The 20950-nt window shown below is 66.8% G+C and carries 25 protein-coding genes and 1 pseudogene; 14 read left to right on the forward strand and 12 right to left on the reverse strand.

Features of this window, described 5'->3' with window-relative positions:
- The first annotated feature begins 26 nt into the window (after positions 1-26).
- Entirely contained in the window at positions 27-1202 is a 1176-nt protein-coding gene (locus ACLF3M_RS29250; RefSeq protein ID WP_430660542.1) for an alpha-hydroxy acid oxidase, read from the forward strand.
- 559 nt (positions 1203-1761) lie between these two features.
- Here ACLF3M_RS29250 and ACLF3M_RS29255 read toward each other — a convergent pair.
- Positions 1762-2379, reverse strand: coding sequence for a hypothetical protein (locus ACLF3M_RS29255; RefSeq protein ID WP_430660543.1), 618 nt, complete (start codon positions 2377-2379; stop codon positions 1762-1764).
- Here ACLF3M_RS29255 and ACLF3M_RS29260 point away from each other — a divergent pair.
- Positions 2362-3057, forward strand: coding sequence for an AMP-binding protein (locus ACLF3M_RS29260; protein ID WP_430660544.1), 696 nt, complete (start codon positions 2362-2364; stop codon positions 3055-3057). The genes ACLF3M_RS29255 and ACLF3M_RS29260 overlap by 18 nt on opposite strands.
- A 94-nt stretch (positions 3058-3151) precedes the next feature.
- Here ACLF3M_RS29260 and ACLF3M_RS29265 read toward each other — a convergent pair whose 3' ends face one another.
- Positions 3152-3277, reverse strand: a complete 126-nt coding sequence (locus ACLF3M_RS29265; RefSeq protein WP_430660545.1) for a hypothetical protein — start codon at positions 3275-3277, stop codon at positions 3152-3154.
- 307 nt (positions 3278-3584) lie between these two features.
- Between ACLF3M_RS29265 and ACLF3M_RS29270 the strand changes: the two genes are divergently transcribed.
- From ACLF3M_RS29270 to ACLF3M_RS29280, 3 genes are read left to right on the forward strand one after another with little or no spacing between them, the layout of a single operon-like run.
- Positions 3585-3986 (forward strand): hypothetical protein, encoded by a 402-nt coding sequence (locus tag ACLF3M_RS29270; RefSeq protein WP_430660546.1) that lies wholly within the window; start codon positions 3585-3587, stop codon positions 3984-3986.
- Positions 3987-3994: 8 nt separating this feature from the next.
- The gene (locus ACLF3M_RS29275; protein WP_430660547.1) at positions 3995-4135 is read left to right on the forward strand and encodes a hypothetical protein; all 141 of its coding nucleotides are present in this window, start codon (positions 3995-3997) and stop codon (positions 4133-4135) included.
- Positions 4136-4309, forward strand: coding sequence for a DUF3489 domain-containing protein (locus tag ACLF3M_RS29280; protein WP_430660578.1), 174 nt, complete (start codon positions 4136-4138; stop codon positions 4307-4309).
- A 40-nt stretch (positions 4310-4349) separates the two neighbouring features.
- Here ACLF3M_RS29280 and ACLF3M_RS29285 read toward each other — a convergent pair whose 3' ends face one another.
- Positions 4350-4682: a GYD domain-containing protein gene (locus ACLF3M_RS29285; protein ID WP_430660548.1), complete on the reverse strand. Its 333-nt coding sequence runs from the start codon at positions 4680-4682 to the stop codon at positions 4350-4352.
- A 149-nt stretch (positions 4683-4831) separates the two neighbouring features.
- Here ACLF3M_RS29285 and ACLF3M_RS29290 point away from each other — a divergent pair, with 149 nt between their 5' ends.
- Positions 4832-5551 carry a flavin monoamine oxidase family protein gene (locus tag ACLF3M_RS29290; protein ID WP_430660549.1) on the forward strand — a complete coding sequence of 240 codons (720 nt, stop codon included), beginning with the start codon at positions 4832-4834 and terminating at the stop codon, positions 5549-5551.
- A complete protein-coding gene (locus tag ACLF3M_RS29295; protein WP_430660550.1) occupies positions 5436-5813 on the forward strand; it encodes a flavin monoamine oxidase family protein in 378 nt (125 codons plus the stop codon). The genes ACLF3M_RS29290 and ACLF3M_RS29295 overlap by 116 nt, the downstream gene beginning before the upstream one ends.
- Positions 5814-6001: 188 nt before the next feature.
- Here the strand turns inward: ACLF3M_RS29295 and ACLF3M_RS29300 are convergent, their stop codons facing one another.
- Entirely contained in the window at positions 6002-6541 is a 540-nt protein-coding gene (locus ACLF3M_RS29300) for a transposase (protein ID WP_430660551.1), read from the reverse strand.
- Between the two features lie 442 nt (positions 6542-6983).
- Here ACLF3M_RS29300 and ACLF3M_RS29305 point away from each other — a divergent pair, with 442 nt between their 5' ends.
- A complete protein-coding gene (locus ACLF3M_RS29305; RefSeq protein ID WP_430660552.1) occupies positions 6984-7118 on the forward strand; it encodes a hypothetical protein in 135 nt (44 codons plus the stop codon).
- A 43-nt stretch (positions 7119-7161) separates the two neighbouring features.
- On the opposite strand, the gene ACLF3M_RS29310 is transcribed toward ACLF3M_RS29305, so the two are convergent.
- From ACLF3M_RS29310 to ACLF3M_RS29320, 3 genes are read right to left on the reverse strand one after another with little or no spacing between them, the layout of a single operon-like run.
- A complete protein-coding gene (locus ACLF3M_RS29310) occupies positions 7162-7533 on the reverse strand; it encodes a c-type cytochrome (protein WP_430660553.1) in 372 nt (123 codons plus the stop codon).
- A gap of 1 nt (position 7534) precedes the next feature.
- Complete coding sequence (locus ACLF3M_RS29315) at positions 7535-9307, reverse strand: GMC family oxidoreductase (RefSeq protein ID WP_430660554.1); 1773 nt, start codon at positions 9305-9307, stop codon at positions 7535-7537.
- Between the two features lie 15 nt (positions 9308-9322).
- Positions 9323-10051: a gluconate 2-dehydrogenase subunit 3 family protein gene (locus tag ACLF3M_RS29320; protein ID WP_430660555.1), complete on the reverse strand. Its 729-nt coding sequence runs from the start codon at positions 10049-10051 to the stop codon at positions 9323-9325.
- A gap of 490 nt (positions 10052-10541) precedes the next feature.
- On the opposite strand from ACLF3M_RS29320, the pseudogene ACLF3M_RS29325 reads away from it, so the two are divergent.
- Positions 10542-11165: pseudogene (locus tag ACLF3M_RS29325) on the forward strand (IS3 family transposase); the annotation flags it as partial.
- Between the two features lie 854 nt (positions 11166-12019).
- On the opposite strand, the gene ACLF3M_RS29330 reads toward ACLF3M_RS29325, so the two are convergent.
- The 3 genes from ACLF3M_RS29330 to ACLF3M_RS29340 form a co-directional block, all read right to left on the reverse strand.
- Entirely contained in the window at positions 12020-13507 is a 1488-nt protein-coding gene (locus ACLF3M_RS29330; RefSeq protein ID WP_430660556.1) for a TolB family protein, read from the reverse strand.
- Between the two features lie 224 nt (positions 13508-13731).
- Positions 13732-16005, reverse strand: coding sequence for a beta strand repeat-containing protein (locus tag ACLF3M_RS29335; RefSeq protein WP_430660557.1), 2274 nt, complete (start codon positions 16003-16005; stop codon positions 13732-13734).
- Positions 16006-16236: 231 nt separating this feature from the next.
- Positions 16237-17769: a TolB family protein gene (locus ACLF3M_RS29340; protein WP_430660558.1), complete on the reverse strand. Its 1533-nt coding sequence runs from the start codon at positions 17767-17769 to the stop codon at positions 16237-16239.
- 191 nt (positions 17770-17960) lie between these two features.
- On the opposite strand from ACLF3M_RS29340, the gene ACLF3M_RS29345 reads away from it, so the two are divergent.
- A complete protein-coding gene (locus tag ACLF3M_RS29345; protein WP_430660559.1) occupies positions 17961-18089 on the forward strand; it encodes a hypothetical protein in 129 nt (42 codons plus the stop codon).
- A 37-nt stretch (positions 18090-18126) separates the two neighbouring features.
- Here ACLF3M_RS29345 and ACLF3M_RS29350 read toward each other — a convergent pair whose 3' ends face one another.
- The gene (locus ACLF3M_RS29350) at positions 18127-18549 is read right to left on the reverse strand and encodes an endonuclease/exonuclease/phosphatase family protein (protein ID WP_430660560.1); all 423 of its coding nucleotides are present in this window, start codon (positions 18547-18549) and stop codon (positions 18127-18129) included.
- 59 nt (positions 18550-18608) lie between these two features.
- On the opposite strand from ACLF3M_RS29350, the gene ACLF3M_RS29355 reads away from it, so the two are divergent.
- From ACLF3M_RS29355 to ACLF3M_RS29370, 4 genes are all read left to right on the forward strand, one after another.
- Entirely contained in the window at positions 18609-18932 is a 324-nt protein-coding gene (locus ACLF3M_RS29355; RefSeq protein WP_430660561.1) for an alpha/beta family hydrolase, read from the forward strand.
- A gap of 13 nt (positions 18933-18945) precedes the next feature.
- Positions 18946-19182 (forward strand): alpha/beta family hydrolase, encoded by a 237-nt coding sequence (locus tag ACLF3M_RS29360; protein ID WP_430660562.1) that lies wholly within the window; start codon positions 18946-18948, stop codon positions 19180-19182.
- Between the two features lie 135 nt (positions 19183-19317).
- Complete coding sequence (locus ACLF3M_RS29365; RefSeq protein WP_430660563.1) at positions 19318-19839, forward strand: hypothetical protein; 522 nt, start codon at positions 19318-19320, stop codon at positions 19837-19839.
- A gap of 116 nt (positions 19840-19955) precedes the next feature.
- A complete protein-coding gene (locus tag ACLF3M_RS29370; protein ID WP_430660564.1) occupies positions 19956-20204 on the forward strand; it encodes a GIY-YIG nuclease family protein in 249 nt (82 codons plus the stop codon).
- A 74-nt stretch (positions 20205-20278) separates the two neighbouring features.
- Here the strand turns inward: ACLF3M_RS29370 and ACLF3M_RS29375 are convergent, their stop codons facing one another.
- Entirely contained in the window at positions 20279-20818 is a 540-nt protein-coding gene (locus ACLF3M_RS29375; protein ID WP_430660565.1) for a hypothetical protein, read from the reverse strand.
- Positions 20819-20950 lie beyond the last annotated feature (132 nt).

Consider the following 20950-nt stretch of genomic DNA (forward strand, 5'->3'; position numbering starts at 1 on the left):
CATCGCTTCCGACCAGCATCGAGGGCATGCGTGCCCTCGCGCATCGGCGCCTGCCGCGCTTCGTGGTGGACTACCTTGAAGGCGGTGCTGGCCGTGGCCTGACCCTGGCGCGGAATCGGGCCGCGCTGGATGCGATCGCGCTGGTGCCGCGCACGCTCCGCGATGTCAGTGAGGTGTCGCTCGCAACCCGGCTATTCGGCCTGGCGATGGCCGCGCCGCTGATGATAGCGCCCACCGGCGTCGCCGGCCTGCTTCGGCCTGGGGCGGATGTCATGCTGGCCCGCGCGGCCGCCCGGCTCGGCCTGCCCTTCGTGCTGAGTGCCGCCTCCAACGTCCCTGTCGAGGACGTGGCCGCACAAGGTGGGCTGGTCTGGATGCAGGTCTATCCGCTGCGCGATCGGGAGGCTACGCGGCGCCTGGTCGCACGCGCGACGAAGGCGGGCTGCGTCGGCATCGTGCTCACCGTCGACACACCCGTCGCCGGGGTGCGGCATTGGGAGGCGCGGCACTTCACGCCCGCCGGTCGGCCGCGGCTTCGCACGCGTCTGGACGCGCTGCGCCATCCCGCCTGGCTGATGGCCACGCTGCGCCACGGGCCGCCACGGTTCCCCAACATCGGCCTGGATGTGACCGGGCTCGACGAAAGGGCAGAACGGAAGGCCATCAACGAAGGCAAGGACCCTGCCTTCACCTTCGACGACCTGGCCATCCTGCGCGACGCCTGCGCTGGCCGCCTGGTCGTGAAGGGCTTGGCGGCGCCCGAAGACGTGGAGCGCATCGCGGCGCTCGGGGCGGATGGCGCCATCATCAGCAATCACGGCGGTCGGCAGCTCGACGGCATGGTCTCGACGGTGGAGGCGCTACCGGCTTGCCTGCAGGCCGCCGGCGCGATGCCGCTTATGCTGGATGGTGGCATTCGAGATGGCGTGGATGTCGCGAAGGTCCTGGCACTCGGCGCGAAAGCGGTGTTGGTGGGGCGCGTTCCGCTCTACGGGCTTGCCGCTGCCGGCGAGGACGGCGTGGCACATGCCCTGTCGCTGCTCACGAAGGAGCTGGACCGCGTGCTGGCGCTGGTGGGCTGCCGCGACGTCACCGGGCTAGATCGACGGGTGCTTTCAGGCCGATGTGGAAGCGACCGCGACAGCTGCTTGCGCCTTGGGCGGCCTGGGACCGGAGGACGGGCAGCGTCTGCGCCGTGCTGACCGACGGCGCCGGCCGCATAGAGGCGGCGGCCGATCAACACTGGCCGTCGGGCGTGTCGGCGGCCTGAGCGCAGCGCAATGCCGTCGCGAAGGAGTGGGCGTCGGCCAGCCCGGACGCGCGGCATGGCAGCTTGAACTTTTTTCGCCAGCGCGGGGCGTTTTCGTGGGCATGCCACTAGATTGGGCATCATCAAGCCGCCGACGCCGAGCTCGGCGACAAGTTTTCTTGGAGCCCAAGCGTCCTTGACCGACGACGCCCAACCCCGCCTGACCGTGGCTGCCGCAGGAAATCGGCCGTTCGCGAGGTCGATCGGGCGCCCCTCCAAGCCGACACGCCGGCTGCCTGCTTCGCCAGCGGGTAACAGAAAGGACGATAGGAGGAGGTCTTCAGGGTCTCGGCGCGCAGCGACGCAGGCCCTGAAGACCTCCTCCTACACTGACATCTCCAAGGGCTCATCTGGTCGGCTCCTACATCTCGGCGCTCTGATGCCCGTCCCGAGCATCGCGCCCACGCGTCCCAGAAGGCACCGGCACGCCCGGTATTCCAGGCTCTCGGACATCATCTCTGTGGTGAACGCCAGCAGGTTCGCAGAGAAGCGGGGCACGGCCGATGCCAGGTCGACCAGATCAGCGTCCCCGAGCCTGCTTGAACGCCGGGGTAGAAGCGCTCCACCGTCTCGGCCTCGACGATCTCGCCGGTGATCTCCTCGAACACCAGGCATCCCGCATGGGTCGTGACCACCTGGTCCAGTGGGGGAGGCGCATCGTCCGGCACCGGATAGCACTTGCGACGGCGCTCGGTGGCTTCGACTCTCCGTTTCTCGTTTTCAGGCGAGGCTTTCTCACTTTCCGCGCGCCGGCGCCGCTCCTTGGGTTCGGCGTGGCGCGCAGCGTCCTCAATCGCCGGCCAGTGCTTGCGGAGATCCTCGATGGACCGGAAGGGCACGCGCCACGCCTTCAGGGCAGGGTCCCAACTCGACCAGGGCACCTCGCGGAGTTCCGCGATCACCGTCCGCGAGTACGGCGTTCTGACGATGAAGGTGTCCGCGATTTCCAGGTAGGGACTGGCAATGGGATCGAAGTCGAAGGCATCGCGGCCGCGCTGGTCGGCGTAGGTCAGCACGCCCGACCATTCGCGGCCCATCCAGGCGTTCAGGCGGTGTTCGGCGCGCCGCAACTGCCACATATCCGCCGCTACGTTGTTCTGACCGACGCCGAGCACATGCCTAGGACATCGCTGCCCGGCGCGGTGGACTACGGGTCTTGGCTCGCGGAGGCGGATGGCGACTTCGCCTGGGCGGCTTTCGGCGAGAACACGGCCGCTGGGCTCTGCTACACCTCGGGGCGCGTCGTTATCGGCGGCTCCGCCTGCCCGCGCGTACTGACTGAAGCCTTTGCGAGCCGCGGCGTCCGGGTTGTCCACGCGTGGGGCATGACGGAAACCTCACCCATGGGCACGCTCTGCAGCACAAAGCCCACGACTGCGCGGCTCGATGCGGAAGGGCAGATCGGTCTGCAGAGGAAGCAAGGTTTCCCGTCCTGTCTCGTGGACGTGCGGATCGTCGGTGACGACGGTGCGGAGAAGCCGTGGGATGGAGTGGCTTTCGGCAACCTCCAGGTCCGCGGCCCGGCAGTGGCACGAGCCTATTTCCGCGCCGCACAGGACGCGCTGACGTCAGACGGCTGGTTCGACACGGGCGACGTCGCGACGATCGACGCTGCCGGTTACATGCAGATCGTCGACCGCAGCAAGGACGTGATCAAGTCTGGTGACGAGATACCGCACACCGCCACAGGGAAGATCCAGAAAGCTAAGCTGCGGGAACGCTTCGCGAGCCAGTTTGTCGGAGGTTAGTCTGTCCAGGGTCTGCGTTAGATCTAAGCGCGCGTGATTGACCGAATGCCGCTGAGCAATGGTCAGCCCTCGTCTGTGCCTGCGACCCCTCCACTCATCGGCGCACCCTCGCCCGAACCGTGCGCGTCTCAAGCATCCAGGCGCCGGACCAGAAATGCATCAGGCGCGTCCAGAGGTGAGCATAGCGCACCCAGGGACCGACGAACGGGTCGTTCGTCATCAGCGGATCCATCGTCTCCTCGCAGACGACCGACGCCGCCGCTTTTTCAGTGGCGGTGCTCGACCGATTATCTGTTTGGTCCGAGAACGCCGAAGGGGCCGTCCCGTTCGATCACCAGGTGCGGCAGCCCGATGGGGCTCACTGCCCTAATGTGGCTGTTGAGCCACCCGGTGAAGCTGTCGGCGCCGGCCCCATAAAGTGACTCTCGAGACGTGCGACCCAACGCGCGATCCTCGAGACGGCCGCGCGGCATACCGAGCACCTGGCCTACCCGCCCGAGCGGCTGCCGACCGCGGTGCGGCAACCGGTGGCGAAGGCCCTGCTCAAGACTGACCTGGTGATCGGGGTGCACCGCCCCGCCTACGACGCGCATGCGAAGCGGACGGTGGATGGCGACGAGATGCTGCTGAAGCTCACCGACGATGGGCTTCGCGCCGTTGGCATCGACCCGAACGCGGGCGACACGCCGGAGGAGGATGAGCAGAGCGCCGGCGCCATCGCCCGCCGCAACGCCGAGCGCCGCGCCGCCGCGACGGCGGCCGACACGGCGCCCACAGACGTGGAGGAGCCGGCGCCTCAGGGTAAGAACACCCCGGCGCCGGAAGCGCCCAGGCCACGCCCACGCCCGCCCCGCGCGCGAGCCTGCGCGACGGCGCGCGGCGCGTCCTCGACGCCTGGGGCGACGAGGACAACCAGCGCTACGTCCTGACGGACGCGATGGCTGTGCTGCGCGAGATGCTGGCGAAGCCGGCGCGCGCCACCCGCGAGCCAGGCGCGTCGCGCAAGTCGCGCCAGGGCACGAAGCAGGAGCAGGTGCTGGCGATGCTGCGTCGGCCCGACGGGGAGACGGTCGCCTAGATCGGCGAGGCGACCGGGTGGCAGCAGCACACGGTTCGCGGCTTCTTCGCGGGCCTGAAGAAGCGCCAGGCATCGCGGTCGAGGTGTTGGAGCGGGTCCGCCAGGTCGGCCCCAACCAGGAGGGCGCCCGGGGCCACTACACAGTGTACCGCATCAACGACTGATCCGCGGTGAGGTCGGGCAACGGAGGACCGGTGCCCGACCTCGATGCGCTTCAGGTGTTGGGGGCGCGGTAAGAGACGGAGCGATCCTTCACCATCTGCATCGCGCTCTGCGCCTCTTGTGCAGACATGAGCGGGTGCGTCTCAAAGCGAGCGAAGGCGCCCGACGCGGAGGCTCGCATGCTCGTTGCCGCGGCGGAGACGTTGTCGGGGAACTCCACAATGGCCAGTCCATCGTACTCACCGAGCATGAAGTAGTAGTGGTGCATTTTGCCACCGAAGCCCTCGATCAATTCGCGGGCGGGCGCCTCGCGGTCCTGGGGTCGGTCGGCCAGCGACTTTACGGTGCTGTCCTTGAACATCCAGCGCATCTCATAGAGCGGCACAGGCACCTCCCTTGATGTCTTGGTGTCCCGGCAGGGGAAGTCTACGCAGGCGTGTCCCGAGATGCCGAGTCCATTCGTTCAAAGCGCGTCCGGTGTTCGGCGTTTGAAAAGGCCCGCGTCATCATCGCGCACGGCGGGAGGTCGCCGCCATGCCGGAGCTGACCGCATTCACCCGCGAGGCGGCGCGCCGCATCGGCATCACCGAGACTGCGCTGTGCAAGGCCGAGCAGACCGACCGCATCGCGCGCGAGCCGGACGGCCGCTGGGACATCGACAAGATCCGACGCCGCCTTGTGGAGACCGTGGACCCGTATCGCTCGCCGCTCGCCAACGGCATGCTCTACGAGTTCCAGATGACGATGTTCCAGCCGGTCGGCGGCATGGACGCCATTGGCCAGGCGTTGTTTCGGGCGCTCGGACCGGAGCTAGTCCGCTTGGGCCGCAAGGTGATCGAGATCCGCCAGTCGGAACGCGGCGTACGCGTCCTGCATGTCGATGCGGCGCAGGGCGGCAACCCTATCGAGACCACGGCCGACTGGTGCGTCTGCACCATCCCAATGACCGTGCTGAGCCAGACGGAAATGGATGTGGGCCCCGCGATGCGCGCGGCCATCGACAGCATCCCGTATGACGCGTCGGCGAAGGTCGGGCTGCAGTTCAGGCGGCGATTCTGGGAGCAGGACGAGCAGATCTACGGCGGCATTCCCTACACCGATTTACCGAACTCGCTGATCTCCTATCCCTCACGGCGTCATGTCGGGCGGCAAGGGCGTGCTGCTCGGGGCTTATCCCTCCGGCGGCGTTTACGCCTTCCAGCTTTCGGCGATGCCGCCGGAGGACTGCGTGCGCCACTGCCTGGACTGGGGTGAGCGCATCCACGGCCGACCCTACCGTGATGAGTTCGAGACCGGCGTGTCGGTCGCTTGGCACCGCGTGCCCTGGACTCTCGGCTGCGCGGGGAGTTGGACGCAGGAGAAGCGCGCGGCGCATTACGACAACCTCTGCGCCATCGACAACCGACTGGTGCTCGCCGGCGAGCACGCCTCCTACCTGCCGGCGTGGCAGGAGGGCGCGGTGCTCTCCGCTTATGACGCGACCGAGCGGCTGCACCGCCGCGTGATGGGGAGCTGAGGCGATGCGCGATAGGACACTGTGGCGCCTGGCGCTGGCCGGCGCGCTCGAGCTGCCCGCTGGACTCGCCCTCGGGCAGAGCCGGGGGGCGCCCTTTTCTGCGACGCCCACCGTGCAGGCCCGCGATGGCGAGGGCGTATACCGGGAGGTCTGCGACCTCTACAGCCCAAGCGAGTGCTGGAGCTACTTCAGGACGGCAGGATACGCACCGGATCAACGGCACGATGCTCTAGGCAAGGCTGCCTCCGTGCAATTCCGCAGGAGCCCCTCCAGCTATCGCGGCGAGCGCCGAGCCGCGAGTACTGCGGCAGGAAGAGGAACCAGGCGCCGCGCTGGCGCAGCGTGGCCTTGGCGACGGCGCTGTCGTGGACGGAGAGGTTGTCGGCGATCACGACATCGCCGCGCGAGAGCGTCGGGGCGAGTTGGGTCTCGATGTAGGTGTTGAAGCTGGTGCGGTTGATGGGACCCTCGATCACCCAGGGCGCGACCAGGCGGTCGGCCGGCAGCCCGGCGATGAAGGTCTGCGTGCCCCACCTGGCATAGGGAGCACGCGCGCGCAGACGCTGGCCGCGGCGAGCGCGACCACGCAGGCGTGTCATCTTGGTGTTGACGGCGTTCTCATCGAGGAAGACGAGGCGGCCGGGCTCGCGTCGCATGCGGGGCTGGCGCTGCTCGATCCACTCCTTGCGCCGCGCGGCGACGTCGGGGCGCGCGAGATCCGCGGCCATCAGCGCTTTTTTTGTATGAGAACCCGGCCCGGCAGAGCAGGCGCGACAGCGAGGAAGGGTGCGCCGTCACGCCACGCTTGGCCAACAGACACTCCGCCAGTTCGGGCATGGTGATATCCGGCGTCGCCTCGACGGCGGCAACCAGAGAGGGGAGCTGATCTGGCAGCCGCCCCCGGCCAGCCGGACGACCGGGCCGCCGCGTCGGCGGCGCGCGCTCATCCTGCGTCCAGCGGATTGCCGTGCTCACGCCCACCGCAAACCGTTCGGCCGCCGCACGGCACGCCATGCCGCGCGCCATCGCTTCCAAAACCCGACGCCGAATGTCCTGCGAGTGCGCCATGGCTCACCTCCGGCCATGGTGAATCACAAACCAACTCCGCGCCGGAATCCCCCACTGATTCAGAGTTCCGGCACGAGACTCTAACCGACTAAGTCGTCGCGCATGAGGTCGCGCATCTCAGGGGGGATGAACCACTCCGCCCGGTTCTGGGCACCGGTCGAGCAACTGAGCGGGACCCGGGACGTCGCCGTGGATCGGCTGGAGGTGGAAGGCCCGGCGCTGCTGCGCGAGGGGTGAGGGCAAGGCTGCCCTGCCCGATCGGACAGGGCCTGCCCTGCCGCTACTTTGCGGCTTGATCCAGGTAAGCGACGATATCGGCGCGATCCTGAGCGCTCGGCACGCCGTCAAAGGGCATGCGGTTACCGCGAATCACGTCCTGCGGATCGGCGAGGAAACGTTCGAGGTTGGCGTCATCCCACACCAAGTTGGCGCGCCGCATCGCCGGCGAGTAGCGGAAGCCGGCGACCGCGCCGGCTTGCCGTCCGACGACACCCTTCAGCGTCGGACCGGTGCCGTTCTCGCCATTCAGGGTGTGGCAGGCCTGACAGAGCGCGAACAGCTCCTGGCCACGGGCGGGGTCGGCTGCTTCGGCTAAGCTGGCGGAGGCCAGCAGCGCGACGGCGCCCACCGTCATCCTGAGTAACACCGTCATCTTACGCCTGCACCAAGGGGCCAGGCTGACGCATGTAGCGCTGCTTGATCGCGTCTGCGGCCCAATAGGCCAGCGCCCCGACCGGGCCGGTCGGATTGTAGGCGGAGTTGTGCGGGAAGACCCCGGCGCCGAGGACGAACAGGTTGTGAAGCTGCCAGTGCTGCAGATACTTGTTCACCACGCTGTTCCGAGGGGTTGTACCCATGATGGTGCCGCCGGTGTTGTGCGTGCTCTGGTAGGGCACCGCGGACCAGCTGCGCCTGGGCCCCGCCTGTGTGACCTGCTTCGCCCCCATCGTCGCCGCGACACGGTTAATCACCCCGGCGATGTGTTCGGTGAGCCTGACCTCGTTCGGCTTGTAGTCGAAGGTCATGCGCATCAGTGGCAGGCCGAAGACATTGCGATAGGTGGGATCGAGATCGAGGAAGTTGGCCTTGTTCGGCATGACGCTGCCGGAGGAACCGATGCCCATGGCGCCCTGATACCACTGCTTCGTGGCGCGCTTCCATTCCGTGCCCCAGCGCGGCGTGCCGGCGGGCACGGGGCGATACTCGATCGGCCGGCCATGCGTGCCACCGGCGGTGATGGTGCTCCCGCCGATGTAGTTGAAGGGACCGCGGTCGAAGTCCCAGTTCGTGTTGAAGTCGTCGATATTCACGCCCCAGGACCCGGTTGCGATGAAGGGATTGAAGAACTTGTCCTCGTAGAACAGCGTTGCGCCGGTGCCGGTCTGGTAGCAGTAGTTCTTGCCGACAAGCCCTTCGCCGGTGCGGGGGTTGTAGATCTCGCCGATGCCCGACCACATCAGCAATGCCGCGTTGTTGAGTCCGTAGGCACCGAGGATGACCATGCCCGCGGGCTGCTCCAGTTCCTCGCCGTTCAGCAGGTTCACGTATGTCACGCCGGTCGCCTTGCGCCCGTCGTTGTCCTTCTCGACCTTCGTCACCCAGGCATGCGTCCGTAGTGTGACGTTGGGGCTGCGCAGCGCGATCGGGATGACGGTGATGTTCGGGCTGCCTTTTGCATTGGCTTCACAGCCGTAGCGCTCGCAGAAGCCGCAATACTGGCAAGCGCCCAGACGCGCGCCGTCGGGATTGGTGTAAGGCTGCGACGCATTCGCCGACGGACGCGGATGCGGGTGATAGCCCATAGCCTTCGCCGCCTCGCCGAAGAGAATGCCCGACAGCGGATCCTCCAGCGGCGGCAGCGGATATTCGTTCTGCCGCGGATCTTCGAAGACATTGCCACCTTCGATCTTCTGCCCACGCAGATTGCCCGCTTTGCCTGAGACGCCGGCAGTCTTCTCGAACTTGTCGTAGAAGGGTTCGAGCTCGGCGTAGGTGACGCCCCAGTCCTGGATCGTCATGTCCTCGGGGATATACGCCTTGCCGTATCTCTCCTCGTATTTCGTACGGATCTGCAACTCCATGTCGCCCCAGCGCCAATTCTGGCCGTTCCAGTGCGCCCCGGCGCCACCCACGCCCTCGCCGGGCAAAAAGCTGCCGAGGCGCCGCATCGGCAGGGCCTCTTCGTCTGGCGTATTGCGGATCGTCAGCGTGTCCTGCTGGGTGTTCATCATCATGTCGGTACGGCTGCTGAAGCGCAGCTCGTCGCGAACATGCGGGACCTGGAAATCCTCTTCCGGTCGCCGCATCGCGCCGCGTTCCAGCACGACGACCTTGAGCCCCGCCTCGGAAAGCTCTTTCGCCATGATGCCGCCGGTCCAGCCCATCCCGACAATGACGACGTCCGTTTCAGGAAGCCTGCGTGCCATGACAGCGACCCTCCCTCACGACATGTCGGCGATCGAGACGGGATCCGCCTCGTATCGCTTGTTGCGGGTGGACAGCACGCGGTTGCGGTTGGTCTCCAGCACGCCCGGGAAGCCGACCATCTTCCAGCCGGCCATGCCCTGATTGCCGCCATAGATCGGGTCGGCGAACATGCCTTCTATCACGTTCTGATAGGCGACACCCCAGAAGACGCGGGCAGGCAGCCCACCGTCGAAGGTGACACGACCCGCATCAAGGTCCGTCAGCACCTGGTTCCTCTGTGCCGGGGCAAGCTGGTCGAAGGGCTCGCCGAGGGCCTTCTCGCAATGCGCATTGGTCGCCTCGATGCCGGCTCTCCAGAGCTGAGCCGGCGTCAGTGCCAGCTGATAGCCCTGGTTGGCGGTACCGGTCTTCCAGGGGCCCTGCATGTAGAGGCGGTCACCCTTGCCCCAGCCGGAGGCGAGAGCCCGGTCGATATAGATGTTGATGCCGATGTCGGTGCCCTTCGGCGAGAATTCGTCGGCGGGGATCATCGCATCCACCAGCGCCTCGACGAAGGCGGCCTCGTCGGAGCGGAGGAACATGTAGCCCGGCGCGGCGGGCTGCGGTGGCGGAGCAGCGCCGGGCGGTGCCGACCCTTGGGCCGCGGCGGGCGTGGCGCTGCTGCCGATGCTGGACGCGGCCGCGCCACCCGCCGCCGCACCCTTGAGGAACGCGCGACGGTCCAGACTGGATTCTTGCTTCATCTCGTTCCCTTCCCCGGGAGTCGCAGGCGCGACACCCGCTTGCAGGCACGGCCTGAGCCGACCTGTTCGTTCGCCCCCCCTCCGTCATGGGCTCGACCTGATGGAGGCGTAGGAACGAAATGTTGCGGATTACGCCGCGGGCGTCATCCGATTTTTCCCTTGGGATTCCATGGCAAGATGACGAGCGATGACCTTGGCCCCCTCGGCGAGATCGGTTCTGATCACCGAGACAGGACATATCGGCTCCCGTAAATTCATGCTGCGCGGCTCCCGCGCAAGCGTCTCGGCGCTTCCATGATCCATGGGTGACCGCCACCCAGTCGCTCACGCCAACCTCGGGATCGCGGGCCGAGCAAACGCGCGGCTGCATCCGCCGGAGTGTCTGCCTACGACTGACCTGACCCCTAGAAGCGGTCCGCCGGTAATGTAGTCCGGCGGCAGCGATGGGAGTTGCGGGGATGGGCGGAAGAAGGCGCACACGCCTGAGGAGATCGTCGCGAAGCTACGACAGACGGAGGTGCTGATCGGCCCGGGGGAAGACGGTGGCCGATGCGGTGCGTGCGATCGGGGTAACGGAGCCGACCTACCATCGCTGGCGGACGGAGTTCGGCGGTCTGAAGCTGGACCAGGTGAAGCGGCTGAAGGAACTTGAGCGGGAGAACGCGCGGCTGCGCAAGGCGGTCTCTGACCTGACGCTCGAGAGGGTCATCCTGAAGGAAGCCGCGTCGGGAAAATGGTGAGCCCCGCGCGGCGTCGGGCCTGCGTCGAGCATGTGGTGGGTGAGCTCCGCGTGTCGGAGCGGAAGGCCTGCGCGGTGCTGGGGGAGCACAGATCGACGCAGCGCAAGGCGCCGCAGGGCGCCGAGGACGAAGCGGCGCTGACGGCGGACATTGTCGAGTTGGCGAAGCGCTACGGGCGGTATGGATATCGGCGGATCACGGCGCTGCTGCGAGGTGCGGGCTGGACGGTGAACCGCAAGCGGGTGGAGCGGATCTGGCAGCGCGAGGGGCTGAAGGTGCCGCAGCGGCGGCCGAAACGCGGCAGGCTGTGGCTGGCGGACGGCTCGTGTATTCGGCTGCGGCATGACCGGGCGGGAGCCTTGGGTCACCAATGGTACCGCCGCGGGCACGACGTTGCTGAAGGACATCAACCCTGGCGGCGAGGACAGCAGTACCTCCTATGGCTACGGGTTCTTCGTGTTCGGGGACGGACGCGTGCTGAACATCGCGACCACGGCGGCGGAGGGCGCAGCGGTCTGGGTGACGGACGGCACCCCGGACGGCACACATCTTCTACGCGACATCAATCCCGGGCGCGCCGGCATCTTTGGGCTGTCTGGACGCAGCATTGCATTCGCCGCCACCGGCGACGGTCGCGCCCTGTTCACGCCGGATGATGGCACGCATGGGCGGGAGCCATGGATCACAGACAGCACCGAGGCCGGGACCTTTCTGCTGCGGATATCACGCCGGGTGCGGCGGACAGCGGCGGGCAAGGCTTCGTCCCGGTGGGCCCGGAGGCGCTTGGTCCGCCGCGGTGAGCGCGCCGAGGGGCAATCACGGATGTCGGGAGGACGATGCGCACCGGCGGCGACGCCTGGTTCTTCATCACCGCCGACTACGCCTTCGGCCAGGCGCTGCAGCGCGACACCACGCACGACGGGAGGGACTGAGCTTCGCGACGCTCGACATTACAAGCGGCGATTTCACCGGTAATGGCACCGTCGATAGTAGGGTCGTTTTCGACGCTGAAAACACGGTATCAGTTCTCAACGTGACAAGTCTCACCGCAGCAGATTTCGTCTTCCTCTGATCCTGGACGCGGCATCCGACCCGCCTTGTCCAGGCTGGATACGCGGGTCCTGGAGCGCGACCTTCTGACAGGGTGATTGCGTTGGAGCGCCGCGAGGCGCCGCCCGCTCCATCGCGCGTCCCAAGCTCGCCCGTTCGCCTCGGGCTGCAGGCCGCCTCATCCGAACGGAGACATGTCGGCCGCGGGCGGCGTAGTGTCGGAGATCGGCGCAGCTGCGCCCGCGGCGAATGCGCCGTCCAGGTTCTTGACGAAGACGTCCAGCACGCCGTTGGTGTCGCCTGGTACGAGGTTGCTCGCCTCGCTGTCGAAGGCGATCATATTGCCGTCGGCTGACAGCGAGGGAATGCCGCTCGATCCATTGCCCTGCTCTCCGCCCGACGACGCGCTCGCGAGGGTGATCGCGCCGCTAACCAGGTCCTTGACGAAGACGTCGGAAGCCGTGTTGGCGTCGCCTGGCAGCAGGTTCGTCGCCTCGCTGACGAAGGCCACCCTGCGCCCGTCAATCGACAGCGAGGGGAATTCACTTCGTCCATTGCCCTGTTCGCCCTCGGCCGAGGTGCTGGCCAGGGTGACTGCGCCGCTGATCAGGTCCTTGACGAAGATGTCGAGCGTCCCGTTGTCGTCGCCTGGGACAAGGTTGCTGGCGAAGCTCTCGAACGCGACCCGCGTGCCGTCGGCGGAGATCGAGGGAAGCAGACTCCCGCTATTGCCCTGCTCGCCCGCTGAGGAGGCGCTGACGAGTGTGATCGCACCCGTGACGAGGTCCTTGACGAAGACGTCGCTCGTCCCGTTGTCGTCGCCCGGCACCAGGTTGTCGGCATCGCTGACGAAGGCGACCTTGGTGCCGTCACGTGAGATCGCCGGCTGGAAGCTGCGGCCGTTCCCCTCCTCCCCGTTTTCTGAGGCGCTTGCCAGCACGAGGCGGCCGGTGGCGAAGTCCCTGACCACGACATCCGTGTCCACCATTGGAGGATTCGGAGGCGCGTGCGGCGACTGTGGCGGGACGGGTCCGGTGGGGAATGTCACCAGCGAACTGGTGAATGCCACGATCGTGCCGTCAGCCGAGAGCGAGGGGCTGCCGCTTGACCGTCCTGTTTCGCCGACCGGCGTGAGTTCGCCGGTCCGAAGGTCCTGCACGAAGACCTCGGTGAAGGGGAAGCTCCCGATGGTGAAGGCCAAAAGGCCGCCGTCCGAGGAGAGGGATGGCTCGAAGCTAGCGCCACTGCCCGTCTGGCCGCTGGCCGAAGCGCGCACTAGCGAGACGCCGCCGGAGACGAGGTCCTTCACGAAAACGTCCGTGGCACCGTTCAGGTCGTCGCCAATGACATTGCTCGCGAGACTTTCGAACGCGACCTTGGTGCCGTCGCCGGAGAGCGAAGCGCCCAAGCTGCGCTCATTAGCCTCCGCGCCGGCCGCTGAGGTGCTAGTCCTCACAACCGCGCCGGCCGTTGGGCCGGGGCTCGGGATCTGAAAGTACCACCATTGACCTGTCGCCTCTAGATTCGCCAGCACTTCCGCGGCCACTGCGTTCCAGTCCACCGACACGGGAAAGGACGGCGTGCCGCTCGAGTACCATTGTCCGGTCGCCTCGTAATTGGCCAGCACATCCGTCGCCACAGCATCCCAGTCCAGGGTGTCGGCCATCTTCGTCCCTCCCTTCGAGGCGGGACAGCCCGGCTGCGGCGTACATCCCGCCTCACTGACCGGAGCATAGACAGCTGACACCCGCCATTGGTTCCCGGCTATTTCAGGGAGCTCCGAACCGCGCTTCATAATGTCGCGCGCGGAACACGCAACCAGCGTTCCCACGCCGCCGCCGAACGGCGTCAAGGTCTCCCGAACAGAAGCCCGGACGGGGCCACCCGCCGTCAAGCGAACACGAAGTCGCTCTCCTCCAGCGGCGCATTGCTTACCACCGCAATCGAATCCTCGGGCCCGAACACGATGGTAAAGCCGGAGTCGATGTCGAGATCGCCGAAGCCGTGCACGCCGTCGGTTGCGAAGGCGGTGAGATCAATCCGGTCCTTGCCGTGCTCGAAGTCATAGACCGTGTCCGTGCCGGGCTGCGGCGCAAAGACGAAGAGGTCGCGCCCGCCGACGACGCCGGGAGTGACCTGATCGTGCGAATCCCCATTCATCCAGTCTGTCGTGCGCGTCGCGCCGACTAGCGTATCGTCGCCGCCGCGCGCATTGCCGGACATGGACCAGCCATCACCGACCAGCACGTTGACGTGGTCGCCGGACGCACCGATCAGCACGTCGTTTCCGCCGCGTGAGTCGTCCCACATCAGCCCCGCCGCATCGCCGTAGAGATAGACGGCATTGCCGGACAGGCCGCGTCCGCCCATCAGCAGGTCGTTCCCGCCCGTCGCCTGGCCAAACAGCGACACCGCGTCGCCCGATATGGAGCCGAGTGCTAGGTCGCCGCCGACAATCGTGTCGTCACCGCCATGCGCAGAATCGAACATCCAGCCGCCGTCACCCCAGAGCGTATTCCAGGTTATGGCGTCGCTGCTCCCGCTGCCCCCGAAGATCAGGTCGTTACCACCGCGTGTGCCGCCAATCATCTGCTCGGCGTCGCCGTAAATGAGGTTCGTCGCACCAGAGGACCCTCCGACCACGAGATCCGCCCCGCCCACCGCAACGCCCTCGAGCGCGCGCCCGTCGCCATAGGCGGTGTTCTCCCCGCCGTCCCCGAGCCGCAGCTCGTCGTTGCCGCCGCGGGCCGCATCCGCCAGCCGGTCGGCATCGCCGAACAGCATGTTGCGCACGCCGTCGGCGCCGTGCAGCAGGTCGTTGCCGGCGACCGCACTGTTGTAGACGTCGTGTGCATCGCCGTAGAGCGTGTTCGCCGCACCGGCGCCGCCGCCGGTCAGCTCGTCATTGCCGGCCACGGCGCGGTCGCGGACGCGGTAGGCATCGCCGTACAGGACGTTGACCGCTCCCTCTCCGCCACGAAGCACGTCGTTTCCGCCTTGCGCGTCGTCTCGCAGCGCGCCGTTGTTGGGGATGCCTCCGCCATCGCCGTAGAATTCATTGTAGGCATTGACGCCACCGGTCAGGTCGTCGTTCCCGCCGTGCGCCGTCCCGCCGAGGACGTCGGCGTCCCCGATGGCGTAGTTCCAGGCGCCGTCTCCGCCGGAGATGCTGTCGTCGCCGCCGCGTGATTCACCCCCAATAATCCCGGCATCGCCTAGCAGGCGGTTCGTCGCGCCCATGCCGGCCCCGCCCCGCAGGTCGTCGTTCCCGCCCAGTCCGTAGAGGAAGATGGCGTCGCCAAAGAGCAGGTTGTACGCGTCCACCCCGCCCTCGATCTCGTCGTTCCCGCCGCGTCCCTCGACGAAGGTGGCATCACCGAACAGGGTGTTGTTTGCGCCGGTCCCGCCCTGGAGATGGTCGTTGCCGGCAACCGCTGAGCCGTGGATCTGGGCCGCGTCACCGTAGAGCGCATTCGTCGCGCCGTCGCCGCCCCTCATGGAATCATTGCCCGCGACCGCGGCGTCGTAGAGATCGTGCGCATCGCCGTAGAGCGTATTTAACACGCCGGCGCCGCTGGCGCCGCCCACCTCGTCATCCCCGGCCACGGCGCGGTCACGAATCTCATAGGCATCGCCGTAAAGGACGTTCTCCGACCCTGCCCCGCCGCGCAGCACGTCGTTCCCGCCCCGCGAATCGTCGTTGAGACCGCCGGCGTCGCCGTAGAGCTCGTTGTAGGCGTTGTCGCCGCCACGCAGGCCGTCGTTGCCGCCGCGCGCCGTGCCGTACATGCCGGCGGCATCCCCAATCCCGTAGTTCCAGGCGCCGTCCCCGCCCTGGATCTTGTCGTTGCCGCCGCGCGCTTCATCCTGCATCACGCCGGCGTCACCGTAGAGCGCGTTCGTCGTGCCCGCCCCGTCACCACCGCGGATGTGGTCGTTGCCGCCGCGCCCTTCCCCGACGATGACGTTCGCGTCGCCGAGGATGACATTCTGTGCGCCTGCTCCGCCGCCGGTCAGGGCATCGTTGCCGCCGCGGGCGTGATCGGTGATCGCGGAGGCATCGCCGTAGATGGCGTTGTCCGCGCCGTCCGCACCGGTGATGACCTGGCGCTTGCCGCTCCCGTTAGAGAGTGTATCGGGCGTATCGCCAAAAATCGTTGACATTCCATGCCTTCCTTGCCGGCGTCGGGGCCGGCAGGACGACTCAGCACCACTGGCCTCTCGATCGCTTGCGGCACGTCAAGCTTTCGTCCGGTGCGCGCCGCAAGAGGTCGTGAGCATTATAGGTATGCTGGTCTGGAAGGCGGACGATCACCCGCAACGGTGTCGGTCCGCTCTGCTCGAATGGGACATTGCCCAACATCGTGGATGCAGCCGCACCGCAAAGCTTTGACATCAGACGAAGCCAAATGGATCCGATAGCGGCACGACCACGCCAGTGAGTGGCACAGCTCTAAGCGCCGCGTCTGGTTCGACGGCGAAGTCACCACCACCAAGGTCGCGGACAAAGACATCACCCGATCCATTTGTGTCGTTCGGGACCAGGTTGCTTGCTAAGCTCTCGAAGGCCACCCGGGTCCCGTCGGCCGACAACGACGGGTGGCTACTGCCACCGTTGCCCTGTTCACCATCGGGCGCCACATTGACTAGCGTAACCGCACCGCTCGACAGATCTTTGACAAAGACGTTGAACGTCCCGCCTGTGTAGTCAGGCACGAGGTTGGTGGCCGCACTTCGGAAAGCAACCTTCGTCCCGTCCGCGGATAGTGAGAGTGGGGTGAACAGGTCGCTGCGCTCATTTGCCTGTTCGCCCGTCGCCGAGGTGCTGCCCCTTACGATTGCGGCCGTGTTCAGGTCCTTGACGAACACTTCCTCGACGCCGTTCGTGTCGCCTGGGACGAGGTTGCTGGCCGACGTGATGAATGCAACCTTGGTTCCGTTCGCGGAAAGCGAGAGGGCGGAGAAACCGGCGAAGATATGTGTCTCTTCGTCAGCCGCCGATGTGTTGGCTCGGACGATCGCGCCGGTGCTCAGGTCCTTGACGAAGACGTCGGGGTTGCCGTTCGTGTCGCCCGGGACGAGGTTACTTGAGACGTTGACAAACGCCACCTTAGCGCCGTCGCCCGAGAGCGAGGGATAGCCACTACTGTTGGTGGCCTGGTCGCCGCTCGCAGAGGTGCTTGCGATGGTGATTGCCCCAGTGACGAGGTCCTTGACGAAAACGTCGGCGCCCGGGGTCGTGTCGCCTGGAACGAGATTGCTGGCATAACTCGTGAATGCCACCCGTGTGCCGTGATAGGAGAGCGAAGGACCGCCGCTGAAGTCGGTGCCCGCTTCGCCACTGGCCGATGTGCTGGCAAGTGCGAGCGTTCCGGTGATCAGGTCCTTAACATAGATGTCTTGGGTAGCGTTCGTGTCGCCCGGAACCAGTCTGGCTGTGGTCACGAACGCCACCTTTTCGCCATCCCCTGAGAGCGCGGGGTCGAAGCCGCTGCCTGGCGCATCGGTTTCGGTGGTGCTCGCGAGCGTGAGTGCCCCCGTTACCAAATCTTTCACGACGCCCTGGTGTATGAAGAGCGTATCGGACTCACCCGCGCTATCCGGGGTCAGGTTGTTGGTAGCGTATGTTGCGAAGGCGACTTTGGTGCCATCCGCCGAGATTGAGGGAGAGTCGGCGCCATGATTGGCCTGCTCGCCGGAGGCGGAGGTGCTTGCCCGCACGATGGAGGAACTCGGGGTGGGGGCAGGAAATTCGAAGTACCACCACTGCCCCGTCGCCGTTAGGTTTGCGAGGACGGTCGCCGCGACAGCGTTCCAGTCTACCGACGCCGAGAAAGACGGCGTGCCAGTGGAGAACCACTGTCCAGTGGTCCCATAGTTGGCCAGCACGTCCGCCGCTATGGCATCCCAGTTCAGTGTATCGGCCATGATAGTCCCTCCCGAACGGTGGGACTGCGGGTGCCCACGTCAGTCCCGCCTCAACAGCCCGGAGCATAGACCGCGTTCGCGTCGAAGGTGCGCCCCGTCCGATGCCGTGGAAGCCGCCTGTCCTCAAGAGAGCGCGACCGATGAAGGGCACTCTCTCCTGGCGATGCGTCCGGACCGATCTCGGGCTACCGATGCAGTCCGCCGCCACGCCGCTGACCCACGACGCCGAGGACGGCCCAGACTGGCGCGTGATCGCTGGCGCCTTCACGGCCACGCTCCTCGCAATCGACACCGACATCGCGCAAACGGTCGCGCAGTGACGCGCTCAGCAGGATGCGGTCGATCCGTAGCCCTGCATCACGAGCCCTGCATCACGCTGCCAGCGATCCCGCTTGTAGTCCCAAAAGGTGTAGGCAGCCCCGGTCGGGTGACGGCTCCGCAGCGCGGCTTGTCCCATGACCGGGATGGGTAAATGTCTGCCGCTGTCGGCACGACGTTGTAGTCGCCGGCAAGTACCACAGGTAAGCCGCTCGCCTGCAGGGCGCGGCGCGTCTCGACGGGCGCGACGCCGGGCGCCAGGATCGCGACCCCGTTCCAGGTCGGTTGACCCTGCCATACTGCCCCGTAGCCAGCCGCCTGGATCGCTGTCGCCGGGAACGCGTGCTGTGCGGCTTTCAGCTCCTGCAGGCAGACGACATCGGGCTGCGCCTCGGCAAGCCAGCCCAGCAGGTTGGGCAGGCGCTTGTTGACGCTGTTGATGTTGAAGATCGCGATCTTCACTCTGGGAGGTCTGGGCGTGCCGCGGCGGCTGGTGGCTGTGCAGAGCTAGCGTCGGAGGCATGATGAAGATCCGCGTTGACGAGACGCACAGCGTGTCGGGGCTGCTGCAGGCGCCATCCGACCCGGTCGGGTGCCTCGTCCTGGCGCACCGTGCGGGCGCAGGCATGAACCACGCCTTCATGGCAGCCGTCGCGGACGGGCTGGAGCAGCGGCAGATTGCCTGCTTGCGATTTCAGTTCCCCTACATGGAGGCGGGCTCGAAGCGACCGGATCGGCCTCCCTTGGCGCAGGCGACGATCCGTGCGGACTTCGCCGCCGCGGGGGAGCGCCTTCCCTCCGTTTCGCTCTACCTCGCATGCGCAGGCCGAGGCACCGTTGCCTGATGCGAGGGGTCTCGTGTTCTTCGGCTTCCCGCTGCATCCGGCGGGAAAGCCGTCCTCCGAGCGGGCCACTCACCTCGCGCGGATTGGCTTGCCGATGCTGTTCCTGCAGGGCACGCGCGATGCTCTGGCTGAGCCAGCGCAGCTCGGGCCGGTTATCAGGAAGCTGGGCCGGCGCGCGACGCTGATCGAGGTGGACGGGGCCGACCACTCCTTCCACGTGCCGGCAAGATCCGGCCGCAGCGACGCATAAGTCATGAATGATTTGCTCGACCGTATGGCCGCCTGGGTGCGCGCCGTGGTTTCCAATCGCCCCGCGCGCGGCACGTCGTGATCGCCCACGACCCGGACGGCGCGCAGCCGCCTGTCCAGGAGGAAACCGCGCCAATTGATCGGTCTTGACGGCGGCAACGCCAACCAGCGTTTCCACCGAGCTGCTGCACGGTTAGCCTGGGTGCCGATCGCAGGCAGGGGATCTCTTATGCAGTTCATATGCGACGCACCAGCCGGCCAGACCTGGTTCCGCCTCGAGACCGAGGTGGAAGCTGCGCAGGAATCTCAGCTCATGCGCCATGCCGTCGAGAAGCATTTCCGACGCGCGTATGAAGAGGCCTCGCAGTCGTTCAGCACGGACGGCATTCCCTACATCGAGCAGAACATCAGGCGCGCGAGCCATGTCGAGCGCGTCATGCCGATTTTTGTCAGCCTGCGGGACGCCAATGGCGACGCGCTGGTCACGGCGATGCTCCCGCCCGTGAAGGCACGCGCACCCTCAGCTTTCCGCCCCATCGTCGTGGGTCGCGGCAACGGTGATCCGTATCCGCTCTACGGCGACGCAATCGAGAGCCTGGCCCGGCATTTCGGCATCTCGCTCGACCGGATGACCTGTTACCCGTACCGGCGAGGCTAGACGACCCTCCGATCGGATGCCGTGATCCGATCGGAAGGTCGTGCTCCGGACAGCATGATGTCTGGAGCGGCTTACTTGTCCCCGCTGCCCTCCTGCTCGTCGGTCCTGCTCAGCCGGTGCGGACTTACGCCACCGTCAACCTGAACGCGAAAAGAGTTGAGAACTTGATGCACCGGTTCTTCGATGCCGCCCGCCTGGACATTGAGATCCTGGACCGCTTCGGCAAACCTTTTCGCCCACGCGAGTGGTTCCTGCTGCCTCTGCCGGTCATCGAGCAGGCAGTGCCGATGCTTTTGGACGGCAGCATCGTCAGGTATCGCTACGATATGCCCCGGGGGCGAATCGTGCGGAAGACAGGTGGCTGAAGAGGATCGAAGCTTCGGGCGTGCCTGATGCTCCGTTCTCCGGTGCCCTGCGCATGGCGAGCGGCTCGCTAAATTCAGCGACATCCCGCGCAGGTCATAAGCCCACGCCGCTCGCGCGTCGGCTCGATCAGGTATTCGCAGCGGTAGCGGTTCGCGCCGTCGTCGGTCGGGTCGAACGGGTCAGCGGCGCGTCGGATCGTCGCTTCAGGCTTGCGCTGCGTGCGCTTCGCTCGTGGCTGCACGGCCACCTGCGCAGCGTCGGCAGGAGCAACGGGCGAGGGCTCCGGTTCGGGTTTCGGCCGCAGACGGGTCCAGGTCGGGATCACATGGCGGACCTGCTCGCGCACTGGCGCCTTGGCCGGCTCGGCCTCTGGCGCAGGCGGCGGCGCGTCGCGGGCCGGGAAGCCGTCGTCCCAGCTCAGCGCGCGGACGCGAGTGTCTTGGCGCTGCGTTGGCTGCTGCCGTGGCATCACGTCCCTGGCTGGCAGGCGCACGACCTCGACGACCCGGCTGCCTGCGCCGGCCTTGCGTTGAACGCGTCGGAATTCTTGCTGCTCGCTGGGAGCGCCCTGACCTCCGCCCAGCCGGGCGAAGACGCGGTCGATATCGGACATGGGTCTCGAGAAGATTGACCGCGTAGCCGGACAGCCGACGGCTGCCGGGCGTGAGGGTGCAGGAGAGAGTTGGTGCGGCGTATCGCCTGAGCAATCAGAAGTCCAACTGCCGTGGCACAGTTCCGGTACAGA

Origin of the sequence: Falsiroseomonas sp. HW251 (assembly GCF_050563545.1) — a bacterium.
Lineage (GTDB): Bacteria > Pseudomonadota > Alphaproteobacteria > Acetobacterales > Acetobacteraceae > Falsiroseomonas.

What these genes read in the sequence shown, in the direction of transcription:
- ACLF3M_RS29250 (WP_430660542.1), top strand. Translation starts at nt 27, where the DNA reads ATGCGTGCCCTCGCGCATCGGCGCCTGCCGCGCTTCGTGGTGGACTAC.
- ACLF3M_RS29265 (WP_430660545.1), bottom strand. Translation starts at nt 3,277, where the DNA reads ATGACGAACGACCCGTTCGTCGGTCCCTGGGTGCGCTATGCTCACCTC.
- ACLF3M_RS29275 (WP_430660547.1), top strand. Translation starts at nt 3,995, where the DNA reads ATGGCTGTGCTGCGCGAGATGCTGGCGAAGCCGGCGCGCGCCACCCGC.
- ACLF3M_RS29290 (WP_430660549.1), top strand. Translation starts at nt 4,832, where the DNA reads ATGCCGGAGCTGACCGCATTCACCCGCGAGGCGGCGCGCCGCATCGGC.
- ACLF3M_RS29295 (WP_430660550.1), top strand. Translation starts at nt 5,436, where the DNA reads ATGTCGGGCGGCAAGGGCGTGCTGCTCGGGGCTTATCCCTCCGGCGGC.
- ACLF3M_RS29300 (WP_430660551.1), bottom strand. Translation starts at nt 6,541, where the DNA reads ATGGCCGCGGATCTCGCGCGCCCCGACGTCGCCGCGCGGCGCAAGGAG.
- ACLF3M_RS29305 (WP_430660552.1), top strand. Translation starts at nt 6,984, where the DNA reads ATGAGGTCGCGCATCTCAGGGGGGATGAACCACTCCGCCCGGTTCTGG.
- ACLF3M_RS29310 (WP_430660553.1), bottom strand. Translation starts at nt 7,533, where the DNA reads ATGACGGTGTTACTCAGGATGACGGTGGGCGCCGTCGCGCTGCTGGCC.
- ACLF3M_RS29315 (WP_430660554.1), bottom strand. Translation starts at nt 9,307, where the DNA reads ATGGCACGCAGGCTTCCTGAAACGGACGTCGTCATTGTCGGGATGGGC.
- ACLF3M_RS29320 (WP_430660555.1), bottom strand. Translation starts at nt 10,051, where the DNA reads ATGAAGCAAGAATCCAGTCTGGACCGTCGCGCGTTCCTCAAGGGTGCG.
- ACLF3M_RS29330 (WP_430660556.1), bottom strand. Translation starts at nt 13,507, where the DNA reads ATGGCCGACACCCTGGACTGGGATGCTGTGGCGACGGATGTGCTGGCC.
- ACLF3M_RS29335 (WP_430660557.1), bottom strand. Translation starts at nt 16,005, where the DNA reads ATGTCAACGATTTTTGGCGATACGCCCGATACACTCTCTAACGGGAGC.
- ACLF3M_RS29340 (WP_430660558.1), bottom strand. Translation starts at nt 17,769, where the DNA reads ATGGCCGATACACTGAACTGGGATGCCATAGCGGCGGACGTGCTGGCC.
- ACLF3M_RS29345 (WP_430660559.1), top strand. Translation starts at nt 17,961, where the DNA reads ATGCAGTCCGCCGCCACGCCGCTGACCCACGACGCCGAGGACGGCCCA.
- ACLF3M_RS29355 (WP_430660561.1), top strand. Translation starts at nt 18,609, where the DNA reads ATGATGAAGATCCGCGTTGACGAGACGCACAGCGTGTCGGGGCTGCTG.
- ACLF3M_RS29375 (WP_430660565.1), bottom strand. Translation starts at nt 20,818, where the DNA reads ATGTCCGATATCGACCGCGTCTTCGCCCGGCTGGGCGGAGGTCAGGGC.